At 69.9% G+C, this 19,878-nt stretch carries 18 protein-coding genes; 15 read left to right on the top strand and 3 right to left on the bottom strand.

Translation table 11 applies throughout. The annotated features are described in order from the left end of the window. Positions 1 to 49 precede the first annotated feature (49 nt). The 11 genes from DVW87_RS15320 to DVW87_RS15270 all read left to right on the top strand — a co-directional run bounded on the left by DVW87_RS15320 (position 50) and on the right by DVW87_RS15270 (position 12,908). Positions 50 to 946, top strand: a complete 897-nt coding sequence (locus DVW87_RS15320) for an alpha/beta fold hydrolase (protein WP_114688670.1) — start codon at positions 50 to 52, stop codon at positions 944 to 946. 45 nt (positions 947 to 991) lie between these two features. Then, positions 992 to 1,894 (top strand): non-homologous end joining protein Ku, encoded by a 903-nt coding sequence (gene ku, locus DVW87_RS15315; protein WP_114688669.1) that lies wholly within the window; start codon positions 992 to 994, stop codon positions 1,892 to 1,894. Positions 1,895 to 1,978: 84 nt separating this feature from the next. Beyond that, positions 1,979 to 4,495: a DNA ligase D gene (gene ligD, locus DVW87_RS15310; RefSeq protein ID WP_114688668.1), complete on the top strand. Its 2,517-nt coding sequence runs from the start codon at positions 1,979 to 1,981 to the stop codon at positions 4,493 to 4,495. A 128-nt stretch (positions 4,496 to 4,623) separates the two neighbouring features. Next, entirely contained in the window at positions 4,624 to 7,125 is a 2,502-nt protein-coding gene (locus tag DVW87_RS15305; RefSeq protein ID WP_114688667.1) for a circularly permuted type 2 ATP-grasp protein, read from the top strand. Continuing rightward, positions 7,122 to 8,012, top strand: coding sequence for a transglutaminase family protein (locus tag DVW87_RS15300; RefSeq protein ID WP_114688666.1), 891 nt, complete (start codon positions 7,122 to 7,124; stop codon positions 8,010 to 8,012). The genes DVW87_RS15305 and DVW87_RS15300 overlap by 4 nt, the downstream gene beginning before the upstream one ends. A 109-nt stretch (positions 8,013 to 8,121) precedes the next feature. After that, positions 8,122 to 9,084 carry a DnaJ C-terminal domain-containing protein gene (locus tag DVW87_RS15295; RefSeq protein WP_114688665.1) on the top strand — a complete coding sequence of 321 codons (963 nt, stop codon included), beginning with the start codon at positions 8,122 to 8,124 and terminating at the stop codon, positions 9,082 to 9,084. A 6-nt stretch (positions 9,085 to 9,090) separates the two neighbouring features. Beyond that, entirely contained in the window at positions 9,091 to 10,047 is a 957-nt protein-coding gene (locus DVW87_RS15290) for a YihY/virulence factor BrkB family protein (RefSeq protein ID WP_114688664.1), read from the top strand. Continuing rightward, the gene (gene fabI / locus DVW87_RS15285; protein ID WP_114688663.1) at positions 10,044 to 10,847 is read left to right on the top strand and encodes an enoyl-ACP reductase FabI; all 804 of its coding nucleotides are present in this window, start codon (positions 10,044 to 10,046) and stop codon (positions 10,845 to 10,847) included. The genes DVW87_RS15290 and fabI overlap by 4 nt, the downstream gene beginning before the upstream one ends. Before the next feature lie 65 nt (positions 10,848 to 10,912). Then, positions 10,913 to 11,338, top strand: coding sequence for an endonuclease domain-containing protein (locus DVW87_RS15280; protein WP_114688662.1), 426 nt, complete (start codon positions 10,913 to 10,915; stop codon positions 11,336 to 11,338). Next, positions 11,335 to 12,405, top strand: a complete 1,071-nt coding sequence (aroC, locus tag DVW87_RS15275; RefSeq protein ID WP_114688661.1) for a chorismate synthase — start codon at positions 11,335 to 11,337, stop codon at positions 12,403 to 12,405. The genes DVW87_RS15280 and aroC overlap by 4 nt, the downstream gene beginning before the upstream one ends. Positions 12,406 to 12,410: 5 nt before the next feature. Beyond that, the gene (locus tag DVW87_RS15270) at positions 12,411 to 12,908 is read left to right on the top strand and encodes a methylated-DNA--[protein]-cysteine S-methyltransferase (protein ID WP_239017940.1); all 498 of its coding nucleotides are present in this window, start codon (positions 12,411 to 12,413) and stop codon (positions 12,906 to 12,908) included. A gap of 132 nt (positions 12,909 to 13,040) precedes the next feature. Here the strand turns inward: DVW87_RS15270 and ppc are convergent, their stop codons facing one another. From ppc to DVW87_RS15255, 3 genes are read right to left on the bottom strand one after another with little or no spacing between them, the layout of a single operon-like run. Next, positions 13,041 to 15,734, bottom strand: coding sequence for a phosphoenolpyruvate carboxylase (ppc, locus tag DVW87_RS15265; protein ID WP_114688781.1), 2,694 nt, complete (start codon positions 15,732 to 15,734; stop codon positions 13,041 to 13,043). A 49-nt stretch (positions 15,735 to 15,783) separates the two neighbouring features. Next, positions 15,784 to 16,167, bottom strand: a complete 384-nt coding sequence (locus DVW87_RS15260; protein ID WP_181814854.1) for an EF-hand domain-containing protein — start codon at positions 16,165 to 16,167, stop codon at positions 15,784 to 15,786. Positions 16,168 to 16,214: 47 nt separating this feature from the next. Beyond that, a complete protein-coding gene (locus DVW87_RS15255; RefSeq protein WP_114688658.1) occupies positions 16,215 to 16,781 on the bottom strand; it encodes an HNH endonuclease in 567 nt (188 codons plus the stop codon). 53 nt (positions 16,782 to 16,834) lie between these two features. Here DVW87_RS15255 and gluQRS point away from each other — a divergent pair, with 53 nt between their 5' ends. From gluQRS to egtB, 4 genes are all read left to right on the top strand, one after another. Continuing rightward, on the top strand, positions 16,835 to 17,707 hold the full coding sequence (gluQRS, locus tag DVW87_RS15250; protein WP_239017939.1) for a tRNA glutamyl-Q(34) synthetase GluQRS: 873 nt from the start codon (positions 16,835 to 16,837) through the stop codon (positions 17,705 to 17,707). A gap of 40 nt (positions 17,708 to 17,747) precedes the next feature. Continuing rightward, positions 17,748 to 17,975, top strand: coding sequence for a twin transmembrane helix small protein (locus DVW87_RS15245; RefSeq protein ID WP_114688657.1), 228 nt, complete (start codon positions 17,748 to 17,750; stop codon positions 17,973 to 17,975). Positions 17,976 to 17,979: 4 nt separating this feature from the next. Further along, positions 17,980 to 18,549 (top strand): cob(I)yrinic acid a,c-diamide adenosyltransferase, encoded by a 570-nt coding sequence (locus DVW87_RS15240; RefSeq protein WP_114688656.1) that lies wholly within the window; start codon positions 17,980 to 17,982, stop codon positions 18,547 to 18,549. Positions 18,550 to 18,614: 65 nt separating this feature from the next. After that, complete coding sequence (egtB, locus tag DVW87_RS15235; protein WP_114688655.1) at positions 18,615 to 19,877, top strand: ergothioneine biosynthesis protein EgtB; 1,263 nt, start codon at positions 18,615 to 18,617, stop codon at positions 19,875 to 19,877. The last annotated feature ends 1 nt before the right edge of the window (position 19,878 follow it).

Genomic DNA, 19,878 nt, shown 5'->3' with positions numbered 1-19,878 from the left:
CGGGCGGGGTGGACAGGGACCGGCACGGCCGCTCGTTCGTTCCCCGCCGATGACCGACGCGATCTTTCCCGGCTTCGAGCACCGCCGCCTGCCCGGCCACGGCATCGCCGTGGACGCCGCCGTGGGCGGTTCCGGGCCGCCGCTCCTTCTCCTTCATGGCTGGCCGCAGACCCGGATGTGCTGGGCAGCAGTCGCCCCGGCGCTGGCGCAGGACTTCACCGTCGTCGTGCCGGACCTGCGCGGCTACGGCCGCAGCGACAAGCCCGACGCGGGCGACGACATCGCGCTCTACGCCAAGCGCACGATGGCGCTGGATCAGGTGGCGACGATGCGCGCCCTGGGCTTCGATCGCTTCGCCGTCGCCGGTCACGATCGCGGCGGGCGTGTCGCCTACCGCCTCGCCTTCGATCATCCAGATGCCGTCAGCCGCGTGGCGGTGCTCGACATCGTGCCCACCGCCGATGTCTGGCGCGACATGGATGCCGAAGCCGCCGCCAGGATGTGGCACTGGCCGATGCAGGCGCAGACCGGCGGGCTGCCCGAACGGCTGATCGGCGCCGATCCCGCCTTCTTCGTCCGCTACATCCTCGGGCAGCAGGGCGGCGAACATGCCCGCTTTCCGGAGGATCATGTCGCCGACTATATCGCCTGCGCCACGCCGGAGGCGATCCATGGCTGGTGCCAGGACTATCGCGCCGGCTGGGAAGTGGACCGCGGCATCGACGAGGAAACGCGCGGGCAGAAGATCGCGGCGCCGCTTCTCGTTCTATGGGGCGAACAGGGCTCGCTGAAGGGCAAGGACGCGCTCGCCGCCTGGCGCGGCTGGGCGCAGGACGTGGAGGGCACCGCGCTGCCCGGCGGCCACTTCGTTCCGGAGGAGCAGCCCGATGCCGTCATCGACCAGCTCCGCCGCTTCTTTGCGGAACGGAACGAGTCCGCGCGCTGAGGATTGAATCGGCTTCGCAACAAGCTCCCTGGAAGGAGGCAGTTCATGGCCGCGCGGGCCTATTGGCAGGGACAGATCAGGCTGGCGCTGGTGTCGATTCCGGTGGAAATCTATTCCGCCACCAAGTCCGGCGCGCAGATCGCCTTTCACCAGATCCACGAGCCCAGCGGCAAGCGGATCAAGTATGAAAAGGTCGTGCCCGGCATCGGCCCGGTCGACACGGACGAGATCGTCAAGGGCTTCGAGTTCGAGAAGGGCGAGTACGTGCTCCTCGAGCAGGACGAGATCGACGCGGTGAAGCTCGAGTCCAAGAAGACGCTGGAGCTCACGCAGTTCGTCGACGCCTCCGAGATCGACGTCCTTTATTACGAGAAGCCGTATTTCGTCGTGCCCGCCGACGATCTGGCGGAGGAAGCGTTCATCGTCCTGCGCGAGGCGCTGCGCCGCGCGAAGAAGGTCGGGCTCGGCCAGCTGGCCATGCGCGGGCGCGAATATATCGTCAGCCTGAAGCCGTGCGGGCGCGGCATGATCCTGGAAACGCTGCGCTATGCCGACGAGGTGCACCGCGCGCAGGGCTATTTCCGCGAGATTCCCGACGAGGAGCCTGACCCCGAGCTGCTCGATCTCGCCACCGCGCTGATCGACCGCAAGTCCGCCGCCTTCGACCCGCAGGAGTTCCACGACCGCTATGTCGATGCGCTGAAGCACCTCGTCGAGGAGAAGCGCAAGGCGAAGGGCCGCAAGATCATCGAGGACAAGGAGGAGGGCGGCGGACGCTCCGGCTCCAACGTGGTGGACCTGATGGCGGCCTTGAAGAAGTCGATGGAACGGCCCGACGCGAAGGCGGCTCCCGCGAAGAGCACCGCCACGGCGAAGAAGACGGCGGCGAAGAAGGCGCCGGCCAAGGCGCCCGAGGAGAAGAAAGCTCCGGCGAGGAAACGTGCCTGATCTCCCTCCCTTGGGTCCCCGCAAAGGCGGGAACCCAGCCTGGGCTCCCGCCCTCGCGGGAGCACATCTGGCGGGAGGCGAGTGATGGACAACCCCCTCGCCCGCTACAACGCCAAGCGCGACTTCTCCAAGACCGCGGAGCCCGCCGGCACGCTCGAACCGGGGCACGGCAACAGCTTCATCGTCCAGAAGCACGATGCCACCCGCCTGCATTGGGATTTCCGCCTGGAAGTGGACGGCGTGCTGAAGAGCTGGGCCGTCACCCGCGGCCCCAGCCTCGACCCCGACGAAAAGCGCCTTGCCGTGCGCACGGAGGATCATCCGCTCGGCTATGCCACGTTCGAGGGCACCATCCCCAAGGGCGAATATGGCGGCGGCACGGTGATGCTGTGGGATCGCGGCACCTGGTCGCCGATCAAGGGCAAGTCGGCCAGCGACCTGGAAAAGGGCCATCTCCATTTCGTCCTGGAGGGCGAGCGGATGAAGGGCGAATGGCTGCTCATCCGCCTGAAGCCGCGCGGCCGCGAAAAGAACGAGAACTGGCTGCTGCGCAAGATCGCCGATGCGGACGCGGGCGGCACCGACACGCTGGTGGAAACGGCGCTCACCAGCGTCGCCACCGGGCGCACGATGGCGGAGATCGAGGAAGGCGCATCTCCAAAGATCCTCCCCCGGCGCGGGAGGGGGACCGCTCGCGCAGCGAGTGGTGGAGGGGTATCGCGCCCTCCGAAGGCAAATACCGCTCCGCCACCGGCCGCTCCGCGCTCCCCCTCCCCCCGCTCCGCGCGGGGAGGATCGAAACTGCCCGCCTTCACCCCGCCCCAGCTCTGCACCTTGGTGGATCACGTGCCCACCGGCAGCGCCTGGCTGCACGAGGTCAAGTATGACGGCTATCGCGCGCTTGTCGCCGTCGCGAACGGCGTGGCCAGGGTCCATACCCGCTCCGGGCTCGACTGGACCGACAAGTTCCCCGGCATCGCCGAGGCGGCCGCGAAGATCGACGGCACCGCGCTGATCGACGGCGAGATCGTCGCCTTCAAGGATGGCCGGCCGGATTTCTCGACGCTGAAGGACGCCATCTCGTCCGGCGGCGAGATGACCTTGTTCGCCTTCGACCTGCTTTCCCGCAACGCAGAGGACCTCACGCCCCTGACCAACCTCGAGCGCAAGGAACGCCTCCGCGCCGTGGTGAAGGGCATCGATCCGCGCCTGCAATTCGCCGAGCACATCCTCGGCTCCGGCGAGCAGCTGTTCGAAACCATGTGCCGCGAGGGATTCGAGGGCGTCGTCTCCAAAAAGGCGGACGCACCCTACAAGTCGGAGCGGACGAAGAACTGGCTCAAGATCAAGTGCCTGAAACGACAGGAGTTCGTGATCGTCGGCTGGACCCCGTCGGACAAGTCGCGCGGGTTCCGCTCCCTGCTGCTCGGCGTGCATGAGGACGGGGAGCTGCGCTATGCCGGCAAGGTCGGCACAGGGTTCGATACCGAAACCATGAACGACCTGTCCGCCCGGATGAAACAGCTGGAGCGCAAGACCGCCACCGTGCAGGCGCCGCGCGCCGCGGTGCGCGGGGCGCACTGGATCAGCCCCAGGCTCGTCGCCGAGATCGCCTTCACCGAGGTGACGCCCGACGGCGTGCTGCGCCACCCCAGCTTCCTCGGCCTGCGCGGCGACAAGAAGGCGGCGGACGTGGTGGTCGAAACCCCCGCCCCCGTGGCGGAGGTCGCTGCGCCCGAAGTGCACGTGAAGGTGTCCAGTCGCGACCGGCTGATCTTCCCGGACTCGGACGTCACCAAGGGCGATCTCGCCGATTATTATGCGGCCATGGCCCCGCTCCTGCTGCCCTGGGCCGGCCGCCGCCCGATCAGCCTCGTTCGCTGCCCGCAGGGGCGCGGCAAGAAATGCTTCTTCCAGAAGCACGATGCCGGCTCGTTCGGCGAAGAGGTGCACCAGGTGCCGGTCAGGGAGAAGGACGGCTCCACCGAGGACTATCTGTGGGTGGACGATGCCGACGGGCTCGTCGCCTGCGTGCAGATGGGCACCATCGAATTTCACGGCTGGGGCAGCCGCGTGGACGATCTGGAGAAGCCCGACCGCCTCGTCTTCGATCTCGACCCGGACGAAGGGCTCGACTTTGCGGACACGAAGAAAGCGGCGGAGGACTTGAAGAACCACCTTGCCGAGCTCGGCCTTGTCACCTTCCCGATGCTGTCCGGCGGCAAGGGCGTGCACGTGATCGTGCCGCTGACCCCCGCCGCCGAATGGCCGGCGGTGCGCGATTTCGCCGAGCGCTTCGCCCGCGCCCTGGAAGGCGCCGAGCCCGAGCGCTTCGTCGCCAACATGAGCAAGGCCAAGCGCAAGGGCCGCATCTTCGTCGATTACCTGCGCAACCAGCGCGGGGCGACGGCGATCATGCCCTATGCCGCGCGCGCCCGCGCCGGCGCGCCGGTGGCCGCGCCGGTCAGCTGGACCGAACTGCGCGACATCGACCGGGCGAGCCGCTGGGGCGTGCGCGACCGCGACGAACTGATCGCCCGCGCCGGCAGCCGCGCGCTGGCGGGATGGGGCGTGGCGGAGCAGGTGCTGCCGGATCTCTGACCGAGCAGCCGGTCGGGCGCCCGCCTGCGCGAGTGGCAACGGCGCCATCCGAGCGAATCCATGTTGCGCCCGCGAAGCGATTGTGGTCCCTCCCCTTTCATGACCGCAGCGCGGCCCCTTTCCGCCTGATGGCGACCCGAGCCGCCCTGCCGCTGCTGGACGCCACGGCGCACGCGGCGCGCTGGATCGCCGACTATTGCGCGCGCGAGCATGCCGGCGACGTGCTCTGCGCCCAAGCGCACGACCCGGCCTGGACCGCGATGTTCGAGGAACTGGTGGCGGTGGCCGGCGACGACCTTGCCCATGCCCGCGAGCGGGTGCAGCGCCATGCCGAGGACATCGGCACCGGCTTTCGCGTGGCGGGGGACAGCGAGGAACGGCCCTGGCCCGTTTCCCCCGTTCCCCTGCTGATCGGCGCGCCCGAATGGGCCGGCATCGCCGCCGGCGTGCGCCAGCGCGCGGACCTGCTGGAAACCATTCTCGCCGATCTCTATGGCGAGGCGCGGCTGGTGGCGCGCGGGCTGATCCCCGCCGCGCTGGTCGCGGGCAGCCCCTATTTCCTGCGCCCGATGGCCGGGCTCCTGCCGCCGGGCGGCTTTCACCTGCGCTTCCTTGCCGTCGATCTCGGCCGCGGGCCGACGGGCGAGTGGCGCGTGCTGGGCGACCAGCTGCGCGCGCCGGCCGGCGCCGGCTATGCGCTGGAGAACCGGCTGGCGGTGAGCCGCGCGATGGGCGGGCTGCAGTCGCGCCTCAACGTCGAGCGGCATGCGCCCTTCTTTGCCGCGTTCCGCGACGGGCTCGCCGCCGCCTGCCGCCGGGTGGAGCCGCGCATCGGCCTGCTCACGCCGGGGCGGTACGATCCGAGCTATGCCGAACAGGCGCATCTCGCCCGCTATCTCGGCCTGCTGCTGGTGGAGGGCGCGGACCTCGCCGTGCGCGAAGACCGGTTGTACGTGCGCACGATCGGCGGGCTCAAGCGGGTGGACGCGCTGTGGCGGCGCACCGATCCGCGCATGCTCGATCCGCTTGCCTTTGACACCCATTCGCGCATCGGCGTGCCCGGGCTGGTGGACGCGATGGCCGCGCACGAGGTGGTGGTCGCCAACGCGCCGGGCGTCGGCGTGCTGGAAAGCCGCGCGTTCGGCGCGTTCCTGCCGCAGCTTGCGACCAGGCTGCTGGGCGAAGACCTGAAGCTGCCCAACATCGCCACCTGGTGGTGCGGAGGGCCGAAAGAAGCGGCGCATGTGCTGGACGAGCTGGACAGCCTGCTGATCGCCCCCGCCTTCGGCAGCCCGCCGCTGGGCCTGCCGGATGGACGGCCGACGCTCGGCGCCGAGCTCACCTCGGAACAGCGCGGCGCTCTCGCCGCGGACATGGCGCGTCGTCCGCAGGACTATGTCGGCCAGGAGATCGTTCGCCTGTCCACCATGCCGGCGGTGGACGTGCAGGAAGGCGGAGGGCGCGCGCTGGTCGCCCGCCCGTTCACCCTGCGCGTGTTCGCCGCGCGCGATCCCGATGGCGGCTGGCGGGTGCTCCCCGGCGGCTTTGCCCGCATCGGCGAACAGGCGGACGCGCGCGCCAGCGTGATGGGCGAGGGCAATTGGTCGGCCGACGTGATCGTGCATGGTCCCTCGCCCGTCGCGCCCGTGTCGCTGCTCCCGCCGAGCGATTCCATCCATGTGCGCCGCAATCCGGGCACGCTGCCCAGCCGGGTTGCCGACAATTTCTTCTGGCTGGGCCGGTATCTGGAGCGCGGCGAGGCGCTGCTGGCGGCCATTCGCGTGATGCTGGGCAATTCGATCGAGGCCGATGCCGGCGCGGCGCTGGCGCCTGCCACCGTCGGCAGGCTCGTCGGCCTCGTCACCGGCGCGGGCGCCGGACCGCATCCCGCCAGCCTGAAACGCGCCGATCTCGTCCAGCTCGCCCGCACCGCGATGGAGGCCGAGGACCCGCAATGGTCTTCGGTGCGCGCGATTAACGCCCTTGCGCGCGGCATCGGCCAGGGCTCGCGCGACCGGCTGTCGGCGGACATGGTCCGCCTGCTCGACGCGCCGGTGCCCAGCCGCGGTGGCCTGCTCGACCGCGCGGGCTCGCTGCAGCGCCGCTATGCCGCGCTGTCGGGCCTCTCCGCCGAACATATGGGGCGCACCGCCGCCTGGCGCTTCCACGACCTCGGCCGGCGGGTGGAGCGCGCGATCGCCATTGCGCGGCAGGTGCGCGCGTTCGGCATGGCGCAGGCCAGCGCCGACGATCTGTCCACCCTGCTGGAGCTTGCCAACAGCCAGATCAGCTACCGCCAGCGCTACCTCACCGGCATCGCGCGGGTGCCGGTGGTCGATCTCGTCGCGCTGGACCCGAACAATCCGCGCAGCCTCGCCTTCCAGATCGCCGCGGTCTGCGAGCATCTGCGCGCGCTGCCGGTGCTGGGCGACGACGGCATGGACGAGCCGCAACAGGCACAGGCGGCCAAGCTGGTCGCCGCCATCTCCACCGCCACCGCCGGCGCGCTGGACGAGGAAGCGCTGGACACCGTGGAGCGCCGGCTGTTCCGCCTCTCCGAACTCGTCGCCTGGCGGTATTTCCTGCACGGGGCGGACCCGCTGCGCGCCACCGGGCTGACGCTGGCATGATCTACGACATCCGCCACATCACCCGCTTCGATTACGGCAGCGCCGTCCGCTTCGCGCGCTGCAACCTCCGGCTGAAGCCGATCTTCTGGTCCGGGCAGCGGCTGGAGGAATACCGGCTGTCGATCAGCCCGTCCGGCCGCACCGCCCCCGCGCGGGCCGAGGCGGGGCTCGCCAACGTCGTGCGGCTGGTGATCGAGGAGCCGGTGCGCCACCTGGTGATCGAAAGCGCGAGCCGCATGGTCGTGGACCGGCTGGTCCCCGTCCCCTCGCCCGCCGACCCCAGCCTTGCGCAGATCGCAGCCGCGGCCCGCGCCAGCCGCGATCCGTCGCCGGCCGGCCCCGCCGCCTATCTGTTCCCCTCGCCGCTGATCCCGCTCGATCGCGCGATCGCCGACTGGTGTGCGCCCGATCTCGATCCCGATCGTCCCTGCCTGGAAGCCGCCATCGCCCTTGCCCGGCGTATCCAGCGCGAGTTCGAGTTCGACGGCTCGGCCACCTTTGTCGACACGCCCCCGCACGAGGCCTTCGCGAAGCGGCGCGGCGTGTGCCAGGATTTCGCGCAGATCATGATAACGGGCCTGCGCGCCGCCGGGCTGCCCGCCGCCTATGCCTCCGGCTATATCCGCACGCTGCCGCCGCCCGGCCAGCCGCGGCTGGTCGGCGCGGATGCCACCCATGCCTGGGTGCTCCTGTGGTGCGGCGAGGTGCTGGGCTGGATCGGCGTGGATCCCACCAACGGCATCTGGATGGCCAGCGACCATATCGTGATGGCGATCGGCCGCGATTATGCCGAGATCGCGCCGATCGACGGCATCGTGCTGGGCGCCGGCGCGCAGAAGATGGACGTGAGCGTGGACGTGGCGCCGCTCGCCGGGGCGCTTGCCTGACGAGTGTTTCGGGCGCTGGCGCAAAAGATTGCGCGGCCGTTCCGAAAGCCCCACATGAGAAGCAACATCCGCCCCGAACGGGGCAGCAACCATTTGAACGAGGAAACAAGTGGCCACCGATCCCTATACGACGCTCGGTGTCTCGCGCACGGCCAGCGAGGCCGAGATCAAGAAGGCCTATCGCAAGCTCGCCAAGGAGCTGCACCCGGACCGCAACAAGGACAATCCCAAGGCCGCCGAGAAGTTCAGCCAGGCGACGCAAGCCTATGATCTGCTCAACGACAGCGACAAGCGCGCGCGCTTCGACCGCGGCGAGATCGACGGCGAGGGCAATCCCGCCTCTCCGTTCGGCTTCGGCGGTGGCGGACGCGGCGGACCGGGCGGCGGGGGCGGCTTTCGCCCCGGCCCCGGCGGCGCCGATTTCGGCACGGCGGGCGCGGCCGATCTCGACGACCTGTTCGAGGGGCTGTTTTCCGGCAGTGGCGGGGGCGGGGGCGGAGGCGGCTTTGCCAGCGGCTTCGGCTTCGGACGCCAGGCGCCGCCGCCCAAGGGCGCCAACATCGCCTACACCCTCAACGTCTCCTTCGAGGACGCCGCCACCCGCGCCGACCAGCGGGTGACCCTGGGCGACGGCAAGACGATTGACCTGAAGCTCCCGGCCGGCGTGGAGGAGGGCACGCAGATGCGGCTTTCCGGCAAGGGCCAGCCGGGGCCGGGCGGCGCGGGGGACGCGATCGTCACCCTCCATCTCCAGCCGCATGCCTTTTTCACCCGGGACGGCGACAATGTCCGGCTCGACCTGCCGATCACCCTGTCCGAGGCGGTGCTGGGCGGCAAGGTGCGCGTGCCCACCGTGGAAGGGCCGGTCAGCATGGCCATTCCCGCCGGCGCCAGTTCCGGCAAGGTCCTGCGCCTGCGCGGCCGCGGCTTCACGCGCAAGGACGGCACCCGCGGCGACCAGCTCGTCACGCTGATGATCGAGCTGCCGGCCGGCAACGAGGCGCTGAAAACCTTTGTCGGGGGCTGGCAGGCCGAGGACAACGGGAACCCGCGGAGCCGCATGGGCGTCTGACCTTCCGTGTCAGACGTTTCCACTGCTTCTCCCGAACATCGCGCCCGGCATCGCGGCGCGGCGACTTTGGACTGGTTGCGGCGCCCGCTGTCCTCTTCCTGGGAAGTGACCAAGCGGGTGGCCATCGGCGTATTCACCGACGGCTTCATTCATGCCGGCAACCTTGCCTATCTGGCGCTGATGACGGTGTTTCCGTTCTTCATCACCGCCGCCGCGATCGCCAGCCTGTTCGGCCAGTCCACGGAAACGCAGCGCGCCGTCGCCTCCTTTCTCCATGTGCTGCCGCGGGATGTGGCGGACATCCTGGAGAAGCCGATCGGCGAGGTGCTGGTGGCGCGCACCGGCTCCCTGCTGTGGCTGGGCGGGCTGGTCGGGCTGTGGACGGTGGGCAGCTTCGTGGAGACGATCCGCGACATCTTCCGCCGCTCCTATGGCGTGGTCGCGACCAGGCCTTTCTGGAGCTATCGGCTCGGCTCGATGTTGGTGATCGTCTGCTCGGTGGTTCTCGCGCTGTTGAGCTTCCTCGTCCAGGGCGTGCTCACCGCGGCGGAACAGTTCGTCTACCGCCTGCTGCCCTTCGCCGAGAGCGCCGCGAGCTGGCTCGGCCTGTCGCGGCTGATCCCCGGCCTCATCATGTTCGGCGCGCTGTACATGCTGTTCTATTCGGTGACGCCGTCCAAATATCGCTATTCGAAATGCCCGAAATGGCCGGGCGCCCTGTTCACCGCGATCTGGTGGGTATCGCTCACCGCGTTCCTGCCGCCGGTGCTCGGCCTCATGGGCGGCTATGGCCTGACCTATGGCAGCCTGGCGGGCGTCGTGGTGATGCTGCTGTTCTTCTATCTCATCGGGCTGGGCATCGTGGTGGCGGCCCATCTCAACGCGGCACTGGCGGAACCGCCGCAAGCAGGCGTAAGGGAGCCGGCAGGCAACACAGCGACAGCGGAGGCAGCGGCGGCGTGACGGGACTGATGGAAGGCAAGCGGGGGCTCATCATGGGCCTGGCCAACGACAAGAGCCTTGCCTGGGGAATCGCCAAGAAGCTCAGCGAACAGGGCGCGGCACTTGCCTTCAGCTACCAGGGCGAAGCGCTGGAAAAGCGCGTGCGCCCGCTCGCCGAGCAGCTCGGCTCCGACTTCGTGTTCGATTGCGACGTGTCGGACATGGCGGCGCTCGACACCGCGTTCGAGACCCTGGCCGCGCGCTGGCCGACCATCGACTTCGTCGTCCATGCGATCGGCTTTTCCGACAAGAACGAGCTGCGCGGCCGCTATGTCGATACCAGCCTCGACAACTTCCTGATGACCATGAACATCTCGGCCTATTCGTTCGTGGCGGTGGCCAAGCGCGCCGCGGCGATGATGCCGAACGGCGGCTCGCTGCTGACGCTCACCTATTACGGCGCGGAGAAGGTGGTGCCGCACTACAACGTCATGGGCGTCGCCAAGGCCGCGCTGGAGACGAGCACGCACTATCTCGCCGCCGATCTCGGCCGCGACAACATCCGCGTGAACGCCATCTCCGCCGGTCCGATCAAGACGCTGGCGGCGAGCGGCATCGGCGACTTCCGCCTGATCCTCAAGTGGAACGAGCTCAACGCGCCCTTGCGCCGCAACGTGACGATCGAGGATGTCGGCGGCGCCGGCCTCTATTTCTGCTCGGACCTGTCGTCGGGCGTGACCGGTGAGGTCCACCATGTCGATGCCGGCTATCACGTCGTCGGCATGAAGGCGGAAGACGCGCCGGACATCGCTCTGGCTTGATCACCCTCTCCCCGCGGGGGAGAGGGAGGGGCCCGCCGCCAAAGGCGGTGGGAGGGTGAGGGCACATGGCCAAGTCCCGCTACGCTGTCGGCGACGGCACGATCGATCGCGCACGGGAGTTGCGCCGCGACGCCACCTCGGCGGAAAAGCTGCTCTGGCAGGTTCTGCGCGGCAGTGCGCTTGACGGGCACAAGTTCCGCCGCCAGCAACGTCTCGGGCCGTTCTATGGCGACTTCGTCTGCCAGCAACAGCGGCTCGTCGTCGAGATCGATGGCGACATGCATGTTCACACGACAGAGGAAGACGCCCGCCGTACCGCCTTCCTGCAACGCGAGGGATATCGGGTGCTGAGGTTTTCGAACGCTGAGGTGCTGGAGAACATCGACGGCGTCGCCCACGCGATCGCCTCGGCCCTCGCGCCCTCACCTTCCCACCCGGCGACGCCGGGCGGGCCCCTTCCTCTCCCCCGCAGGGGAGAGGAGCTGAGATGAGCTACAACACTTTCGGACGCGTGTTCCGCTTCACCACCTGGGGCGAAAGCCATGGGCCGGCGCTGGGCGCGGTGATCGACGGGTGCCCGCCGGGGCTGGACCTCAGCGAGGAGTGGATCCAGCCGTTCCTCGACAAGCGCCGTCCCGGCCAGTCGCGCTTCACCACGCAGCGGCGCGAGCCCGATCAGGTGCGCATCCTGTCCGGCACCTTCGAGGGCCGCACCACCGGCACGCCGATCGCCCTGCACATCGACAATGTCGACCAGCGCTCCAAGGACTATGGCGAGGTCGCCAAGGCCTATCGCCCCGGCCATGCCGATTATGCCTATGACGCCAAATACGGCTTTCGCGACTATCGCGGCGGGGGCCGCTCGTCGGCGCGCGAAACGGCGGCGCGGGTGGCGGCCGGCGCCGTCGCGCGGGCAGTGATCCCGCACGTCCGTATCCGCGGCTGGGTGGAGGCGATCGGCGGCGATGCGATCGATCCGGCCAGCTTCGACGCCGACCAGATCGACGCCAACCCGTTCTTCTGCCCCGACCCCGCCGCCGCCGCGCGCTGGGAGACGCTGGTGGACGCGGCGCGCAAGGCGGGCTCCTCGCTGGGCGCGGTGATCGCCTGCGAGGCGACCGGCGTGCCAGCCGGCTGGGGCGCGCCGCTCTACGCCAAGCTCGACAGCGAGCTGGCCGCCGCCGCCATGTCGATCAATGCGGTCAAGGGCGTGGAGATCGGCGACGGCTTTGCCGCGGCGGCGCTGTCCGGCGAGCAGAATGCCGATGCGATGCGCCCGGGCGAAAACGGCCCCCGGTTCCTCGCCAACCATGCCGGCGGCATTGCTGGGGGCATTTCCACCGGCCAGCCGATCCGCCTGCGGGTCGCCTTCAAGCCGACCAGCTCGATCCTGACGCCGGTGGAGACAGTCACCCGCGCGGGCGAGGCGACGGAGATCGCCACGCGCGGCCGCCATGATCCCTGCGTCGGTATCCGTGGCGTCCCCGTCGTGGAGGCGATGATGGCGCTGGTCCTGGCCGACCAGATGCTGCTCCACCGCGCGCAGACCGGGCGCTGAGGCCGGTGCTTCGCTCGGCCGCCCTGCCCTCCCCGGTCGGGCTGCTGACGCTGGTGGCAAGCGAGGCCGGGCTGGTCGCGGTGCTGTGGGAGCAGGACAGCCCGGCACGGGTGCCGCTCGGGCCGGTGGAAGCGGCGGACCACCCGATCCTTGCCGCCGCCGCCGGGCAACTCTCCGCCTATTTCGCGGGCACGCGGCAGGCGTTCGACCTGCCGCTCGATCCACGCGGCACCGCGTTCCAGCGCGAGGTCTGGACGGCGCTCCTCGCCATTCCGTTCGGGGAAACCCGCAGCTATGCCGGGATCGCGCGCGCGATCGGGCGACCCGCCGCCGTGCGTGCGGTGGGTGCCGCAAACGGTCGCAACCCGCTGTCGATCATCGCGCCGTGCCACCGCGTCGTCGGCGCGGGCGGCGCGCTGACCGGCTTTGCCGGCGGGCTGGCGGCGAAGCGCTGGCTGCTCGCGCACGAGGCGAAGCACGCGGCCGGTCCGCTGTTCGCCTAGCTGTCGTTCAGCGCTCCCCGGCACAGGCCGGGGTCCAGGTGGAAAGGCTGATGTAACAAAGCGCAACGCTCCTCGCGCACGTTCCCCAACTGGGCCCCGGCCTTCGCCGGGGAGCAGGTAGGGGCGGAGGGCTCAGCCTGAGTTCCGCAACGCCGTCGCGATCGCGTTGATCGACAGGAGGATGCCGGCGGCCACCCGCTCGTCCTGCTCGCCCGCGCGGTGGCGCTGGATCAGCTCGATCTGCAGCAGGTTGAGCGGCTCGATATAGGGCAGGCGCAGCCGGATCGACGCCTCCAGCGCCGGATGCTTCTCCAGCAGCCGCGATTGCCCCGTCGCGCCGAGCAGGCCGTCCTGCGCCAGGTGCCAGCCGTCGCGGATGCGGCCGAACAGCGTATCGGCGAGGTTCCGATCCTCCACCAGCGCGGCATAGCGCGCGGCCAGGCCCATGTCGGACTTGGCCATCACCTGTTCCATGTTGGCGAGCGTCGCGGCGAAGAACGGCCAGCGCGTGGCCATCTCGGCCAGCAGCCCCTTGTCGGCGAAGGCGTCCAGCGCCTGCCCAACGCCGTACCAGCCCGGCAGCATCACCCGCGCCTGCGCCCAGCTGAACACCCAGGGGATCGCGCGCAGATCCTCGATCGCGTCCGATTGCTTGCGGCTGGCCGGACGGCTGCCGATCTTCAGCCCGGCGATTTCGGCGATCGGCGTCATCTGGCGGAAGAAGGTGCGGAACGCCTGCCCCCGCGCCTCGTCCCCGCCGCCATAGACGAGGTCGCGATAGGCGTGGAACGCCTTCTGCGAAAGCTCGTCCATCGCCGCGGCGAAGCGCGCCGCATCGGCCGGGGGCAGCGGATCGGGCTCCAGGCTGGCGAGCAGGGTGGCAGACGCCATTGCCTCCAGGTTGGTCATCGCGCTTTCGCGGGTGCCGTATTTGCCGGCGATCACCTCGCCCTGTTCGGTGATGCGGATGCGGCCCTGCACGGTGCCGACCGGCTGCGCCTGGATCGCGGCGAAGCTGGAGCCGCCGCCGCGCCCCACCGCGCCGCCGCGGCCGTGGAACAGCTGCATGCCGACGCCCGCCTCCGCGAACACGCCGCGCAGCGCGGTGGACGCCTTGGACAGCGACCAGGTGGAGGTGAGATAGCCGCCGTCCTTGTTGCTGTCGGAATAGCCGATCATCACTTCCTGGAAGCCGCGGGCGCGCGCCGCGGCGCCCGCCTCGGGCAGGGCGAACCAGTCGCGCATGATGCCCGGCGCGGCCTCCAGATCGCCGATCGTCTCGAACAGCGGGATCGCCATCACCGCGGCCTTGGTCGGGTCGCCCGGCGCATACAGGCCGACCTCCTTCAGCAGCACGTTCATCTCCAGCAGGTCGGAAACGGACTGGCCCATGGAGCAGATGTAGTTGGCGATGCACGCCGGCCCGTACTTGCCGTGCGCCTCGGCCGCGGCGCGCACGATGGCGAGTTCGGACGCGGTTTCCTCCGAATAGTCGTTGAACGGGCTGACGAGCGGGCGCGCGTTGGACAGCTCGCGCCGCAGCAGCGCGACGCGCGCCTCCTCCGGCAGGGCGGCGTAATCGGCCTCGACCCCGGCGACCTTCAGCAATTCGGCGACCACCCGCTCGTGCACCGCCGAGTTCTGCCGCATGTCGAGCGTGGCGAGGTGGAAGCCGAACGTCTCCACGCTGCGGATCAGGCGCCCCAGCGCACCGCCGCTCGCCAGCGCCCCGCCCGCCTGCCCGCGCAGGTCGCGGGCGATGGCGACGAGGTCCGCCCGCAGCGCCGCCGGATCCGGATAGGCCTCGCCCTTCAGCGTGGCGGGATGCGGCGCGGGCTTGCCGGTGAGCTTCAGGTGCGTCGCCGCAAGCCGCGCATAGATGCCGGACAGGGCGCGGCGGTACGGCTCGTCCGAGCGACTCTCGGCCGCGTCCCCGCTCGCCTCGGCCAGCGCCTGCACCTCGGGCGCGACGTTGGAATGATGGGTGGAGATGGACAGCTCGGAGCCGAGCGCGTTCACCGCCTCCATATAATGGGCCAGGATCGTCTCGCAGCCGCGCGCCAGGGCGGTGCGCAGGCTGTCGGCGGTGACGAAGGGATTGCCGTCGCGGTCGCCGCCGATCCACGTGCCGGGCCTGAGGAAGCTCGGCACCCGCTCCCCCACCGCGCGGTCCCAGCGCTGGTAAAGCGCGGGCAGCGCCGGCACGAACACGTCGCGCAGATAGGACAGAGCGGTTTCCACCTCGTCCGTCACGTACAACCGCTCCCGCCGCAGCACGCGCGTCTGCCACAGCAGCGCGATCTGGCGGAAGATCGCCTCGTCCACATCGTCGCCTTCGGGCGTCTGTTCGAGCCCGCGATCTTTCAACGCCAGCAGCGCGGCGATGCGGTTGCGATGGTCGATCATCGACTTGCGCCGCACCTCGGTGGGGTGGGCGGTGAGCACCGGCGCCACCAGCGCGCGGCCGAGCAGCGCCAGCACCGCCGGCCGGTCGATCCCGTCCGCTTCCAGCCGCTTCAATGCCGACGCGACATCCGCGCCCTGTTCCGCCGTCACCCCCTGCCGGTCCTCCGCCAGGTTGGCGAGCATGGAGAACAGCATGAACCCGCGCACGAAATCCAGCGTCTCGTCCAGGTCGAGCTGGCCGAGCTCGACGCCCACCTTCTCCTCGCCGGCAAGGCCGCGATGGCGCTCCACGGAAGCGGCGCGGATCGCCTCCGTGCGCGCGAACAGCTCCTCGCCGCCATAGGCGCGGATCACGTCGCCCAGCAGCCTGCCGAGGAAACGCACGTCGGGATTGTTGGTGATCGAGGGGAGGTCAGCCATGCCCGCCATGCTGCGCTGCGGCAGGGCTCGGGTCAACCGGTGGACAGGTTTATGCCGCGGGAGTTTTCGCCGGCTGCGGGCGTCGGCCGAACAGGCCGGAGGCATCCCGCTCCGCGCTGGACATCACGCCATCGTGGTTGGCGTCCGCCCGATCGAACCGCTTGAGATTGCCGTCGACGAATTCGGTGCGGGTCACCTGCCCGTCCTTGTCCGCGTCCAGCTCGACGGCGCGGCCCGGCCGGCGGAACTCGGCGGCCTCGATGGCGCCGTTGCCGTTCCTGTCCAGCCGGAAGAAGCGCTTGTCGAGCGCGGCGCGGTAATCCGTCCGCGGCATGTTGGTGGGCGGCTCGAAATCGAGCGCCTCGGCGCGCTGATCGTCGTTCTGGCCACAGCCGGCCAGCGCCAGCAGGAGGAGAAGGGGAAGCGCACGCATGGTGCCGCCAATGCACGAGTGCATGAATGTATCCGCCTGCGAAACGATCAGCTTTCCAGCTCGATGTCCCAATAAAGCCAGTCGTGCCAGGTTTCGTGCAGGTAGCCCGGCGGAAAGCTGCGGCCATGTTCCTGCAATTGCCAGCTGGTCGGCCGGATCGGCTCCAGATGCAGCGGCATGTGCGCCTGCCGGGGCGTGCGGCCGCCCTTCCTGAGGTTGCACGGGGCACAGGCGGTGGCCACGTTCTCCCATGTCGTCCGCCCGCCCTGCGCGCGCGGCACCACATGGTCGAACGTCAGGTCCTTGCCCGATCCGCAATATTGGCAGGCGAAGCGATCGCGCAGGAACAGGTTGAAACGGGTGAAGGCGGGAAATTGCGACGGGCGCACGAACTGCTTCAGCGCGATCACCGAGGGCAGCTTCAGCGCGACGCTGGAGGAGCGCACTTCCCGCTCATATTGGGCAACGATGTCCACCCGGTCGAGGAACACCGCTTTTACGGCCGTCTGCCACGGCCAGACGCTCAGCGGGTAATAGGAAAGCGGCGTGTAATCGGCATTGAGCACCAGCGCCGGGCAACCGTCCGGATGTCGCATCAGATCGGGATGATACATCGCCCGCTCCCCAGTGCTTACCGCCGGCAGCTCTGCCGCCTATGGATGACCGCATGATGACAGGCGTCACGAGACACGGTCAAGGGGCCGTTACGCGCTTTGCGCCCAGCCCCACCGGGCGGCTGCATCTGGGCCATGCCTTTTCCGCGCTGCGCTCGCACGATCGCGCGGGAAAGGCCGGGCGGTTCCTGCTGCGCATCGAGGATATCGACGGCACCCGCTCGCGCCCAGAGTTCGTCGGCGCCATCCTGGCCGATCTCGCCTGGCTCGGCCTGCGCTGGGCCGAGCCGGTCTGGCACCAGTCCGATCGCCTGCCGGTCTATGCCGAGGCGCTGGAGCGGCTGCGCGGCGAGGGATTGCTCTACCCCTGCTTCTGCACGCGCGCGGAGATCGCCGCCAGCCTCAGCGCCCCGCACGGGGCCGACGGCCAGCTCTATCCCGGCACCTGCCGCCGCCTTTCACCGGCGGAAGCCGCCGCGCGGGCGGGGGAGCCGCATTGCTGGCGGCTCGACATGGCGCAGGCGGTGCACCGCGCCGGGCCGCTTTTCTGGCAGGACGAGCTGGCAGGCGGGGTCCGCGCCGATCCGCGATCCGCCGGCGATGTGGTCCTCGCGCGCAAGGACGCGCCCGCCAGCTACCACCTGGCGGTGACGATCGACGATGCGGCGCAGGGCGTCACCCATGTCGTGCGCGGTACCGACCTGTTCGAGGCGACGCACGTCCATCGCCTGCTCCAGGCGCTGCTCGGCCTGCCCGTTCCCGTCTGGCACCACCATCCGCTGCTCGCCGGGGCGGACGGCCGGCGCCTTGCCAAGCGGCACGGCGCACCCACCCTGGCGGCGTTGCGCGAGGCGGGGGAGGACGGGCCGGCGCTTGCCGCGATGCTGCGCGAAGGACGCCTCCCGCACGGCTATCGCTCGGGCTGAAGCGCTTGGATTCCGGCACCTGAACGCCTACATCCTTTCCATGCAGACCTTTCTCGTCCTGCTGCTGATCGCAGCGATGATCGCCACCGTGGTGATGCTGGTGCGCGGCATCGTCGCCTTTCTCCACAGCGCGTCCGTCGAGGCTCGCGGCGGGCAGCCCAGCGCCTCCGCGCTCAAGTCCAACCAGATGATGCAGAAGCGCATCTTCTTTCAGGCAATCGCCATCGTCCTCTGCGTGTTGCTGCTGATGCTCGCCGGCCGGACCTGATCCCCTGGTCCGGCTGAACCGCATCTACACCCGCACCGGCGATGCCGGCAGCAGCGGGCTTGCCGACGGCAGCCGGCTGTCCAAGGCCGATGCCCGCTTCGCCGCCATCGGCGATGTGGACGAGGCGAACTCCGCCATCGGCCTGGCGCTCCGCTCGATCGAGGACGCGGACGTGCGCGACACGCTTACGCGCATCCAGAACGACCTGTTCGATCTCGGTGCGGACCTCGCCACCCCCGGCGAGGATTTCACCGCGACCGACGGCGCCCTGCGCATCGTCGCCGCGCAGGTGGCCTGGCTGGAGGCGCGGATCGACGCCGCCAATGCCGCGCTCGCGCCGCTCACCTCCTTCATCCTGCCCGGCGGCAGCGCCGGTGCCTCCGCGCTTCACCTTGCGCGTGCGGTTACCCGCCGGGCGGAGCGCAGCGGGGTTGCCCTTGCGCGCGCGGCCCCGGTGAACCCGCAGGCGCTCGCCTATCTCAACCGCCTGTCGGACCTGCTGTTCGTGTTTTGCCGGACATTGAACCGAAACGGGGCGGATGACGTTCTGTGGGTGCCCGGAGCCAACCGTTAACCTGCGTCAAGGTGCGTCGGCGATAGGGAAAACGGGTGGCTTTCCCCCACCCGGAAGAGGATAGCATGGCCACCAGCCCGATTGCCGAGCCGCCGCAAGGCGATGTGCTGGCGGAGCGTTTCGCCCGCACGCGCGCGCTGACGGAGGCGCTCGTCGCGCCGCTGTCCGATGCCGATGCCACGGTTCAGTCGATGCCGGACGCGTCGCCGGCGAAATGGCACCTGGCGCATAGCAGCTGGTTCTTCGAAACCTTCGTGCTGCGCGATCACGTTTCCGGCTATCGCCTGTACGACCCGCGCTTCCCGTTCCTGTTCAACAGCTATTACGAGGCGGAAGGGCGCCGCCATGCCCGCCATCGCCGCGGCATGCTCACCCGCCCGCATCTCGACGAGGTGCTCGCCTATCGCGCCGCGGTCGACGCGGCGCTGCTCGATGCGCTGCCCGGCCTGTGGCCGGACGGGCGTGCGCTGGTGGAGCTGGGCTGCCAGCACGAGCAACAGCACCAGGAGCTGCTCGTCACCGACCTGCTTCACCTCTTTTCCGAGAACCCGCTCGAGCCAGCGCTCTTTCCACCGCTCCGCAAGCAGCCGGTGGCGATGCCTGCCCCGCTCGGCTGGATCGAGCGCGACGAGGCGGTGGTGGAGATCGGCCATGCCGGCGCCGGCTATGCCTTCGACAATGAAGGCCCGCGCCATCGCGTGCTGCTTTCCGCGCATGCGCTCGCCGATCGCACCGTCACCAATGACGAATGGGCCGCCTTTATCGCCGATGGCGGCTACGCGAACCCGCGCTGGTGGCTGAGCGACGGCTGGGCCTGGGTGCAGCGCGAGGGCATCCACGCGCCGCTCTACTGGGAAAGCCGCGACGGCGCCTGGACCCGCTTCGGGCTGGACGGCCGCCGCGCGGTCGATCCTGCCGCCCCGGTCACCCATGTCAGCTTCTTCGAGGCGGATGCCTATGCCGCCTGGGCCGGCGCGCGCCTGCCCACCGAATTCGAATGGGAGGCCGCGGCGGCCGCGCACGATCCCGCCGCCGGCAACCAGCTCGACACCGCCGGGCCGGTCGAGCCGCGCCCCTCGCCCGGCGGCCCCGCGCTGTTCGGCGACGTGTGGGAATGGACCGGCAGCGCCTATCGCCCCTATCCCGGCTTTCACGCCGCAGAGGGCGCGGTGGGCGAATATAACGGCAAGTTCATGTCGAGCCAGTTCGTGCTGCGGGGCGGCAGCTGCTCCACCCCGCGCGGGCACCTGCGCGCCAGCTACCGCAACTTCTTCTACCCGCATCAGCGCTGGCAGTTCACCGGCGTGCGCCTGGCAAAGGATCTCTGAG

It is taken from the genome of Sphingomonas aracearum, assembly GCF_003345355.1.
Taxonomy (GTDB): domain Bacteria; phylum Pseudomonadota; class Alphaproteobacteria; order Sphingomonadales; family Sphingomonadaceae; genus Sphingomonas; species Sphingomonas aracearum.
The sequence above is the reverse complement of the archived record's forward strand: the minus strand, read 5'-3'. Positions and strand labels throughout refer to the sequence as shown.

Bases quoted from the DNA above. Each gene is read 5' to 3' on its own strand.
- DVW87_RS15255 (WP_114688658.1), bottom strand. From the start codon at position 16,781: ATGTATCATCCCGATCTGATGCGACATCCGGACGGTTGCCCGGCGCTG.
- DVW87_RS15320 (WP_114688670.1), top strand. From the start codon at position 50: ATGACCGACGCGATCTTTCCCGGCTTCGAGCACCGCCGCCTGCCCGGC.
- ku (WP_114688669.1), top strand. From the start codon at position 992: ATGGCCGCGCGGGCCTATTGGCAGGGACAGATCAGGCTGGCGCTGGTG.
- ligD (WP_114688668.1), top strand. From the start codon at position 1,979: ATGGACAACCCCCTCGCCCGCTACAACGCCAAGCGCGACTTCTCCAAG.
- DVW87_RS15280 (WP_114688662.1), top strand. From the start codon at position 10,913: ATGGCCAAGTCCCGCTACGCTGTCGGCGACGGCACGATCGATCGCGCA.
- aroC (WP_114688661.1), top strand. From the start codon at position 11,335: ATGAGCTACAACACTTTCGGACGCGTGTTCCGCTTCACCACCTGGGGC.
- egtB (WP_114688655.1), top strand. From the start codon at position 18,615: ATGGCCACCAGCCCGATTGCCGAGCCGCCGCAAGGCGATGTGCTGGCG.
- DVW87_RS15300 (WP_114688666.1), top strand. From the start codon at position 7,122: ATGATCTACGACATCCGCCACATCACCCGCTTCGATTACGGCAGCGCC.
- DVW87_RS15260 (WP_181814854.1), bottom strand. From the start codon at position 16,167: ATGCGTGCGCTTCCCCTTCTCCTCCTGCTGGCGCTGGCCGGCTGTGGC.
- DVW87_RS15305 (WP_114688667.1), top strand. From the start codon at position 4,624: ATGGCGACCCGAGCCGCCCTGCCGCTGCTGGACGCCACGGCGCACGCG.
- ppc (WP_114688781.1), bottom strand. From the start codon at position 15,734: ATGGCTGACCTCCCCTCGATCACCAACAATCCCGACGTGCGTTTCCTC.
- DVW87_RS15245 (WP_114688657.1), top strand. From the start codon at position 17,748: ATGCAGACCTTTCTCGTCCTGCTGCTGATCGCAGCGATGATCGCCACC.
- gluQRS (WP_239017939.1), top strand. From the start codon at position 16,835: ATGATGACAGGCGTCACGAGACACGGTCAAGGGGCCGTTACGCGCTTT.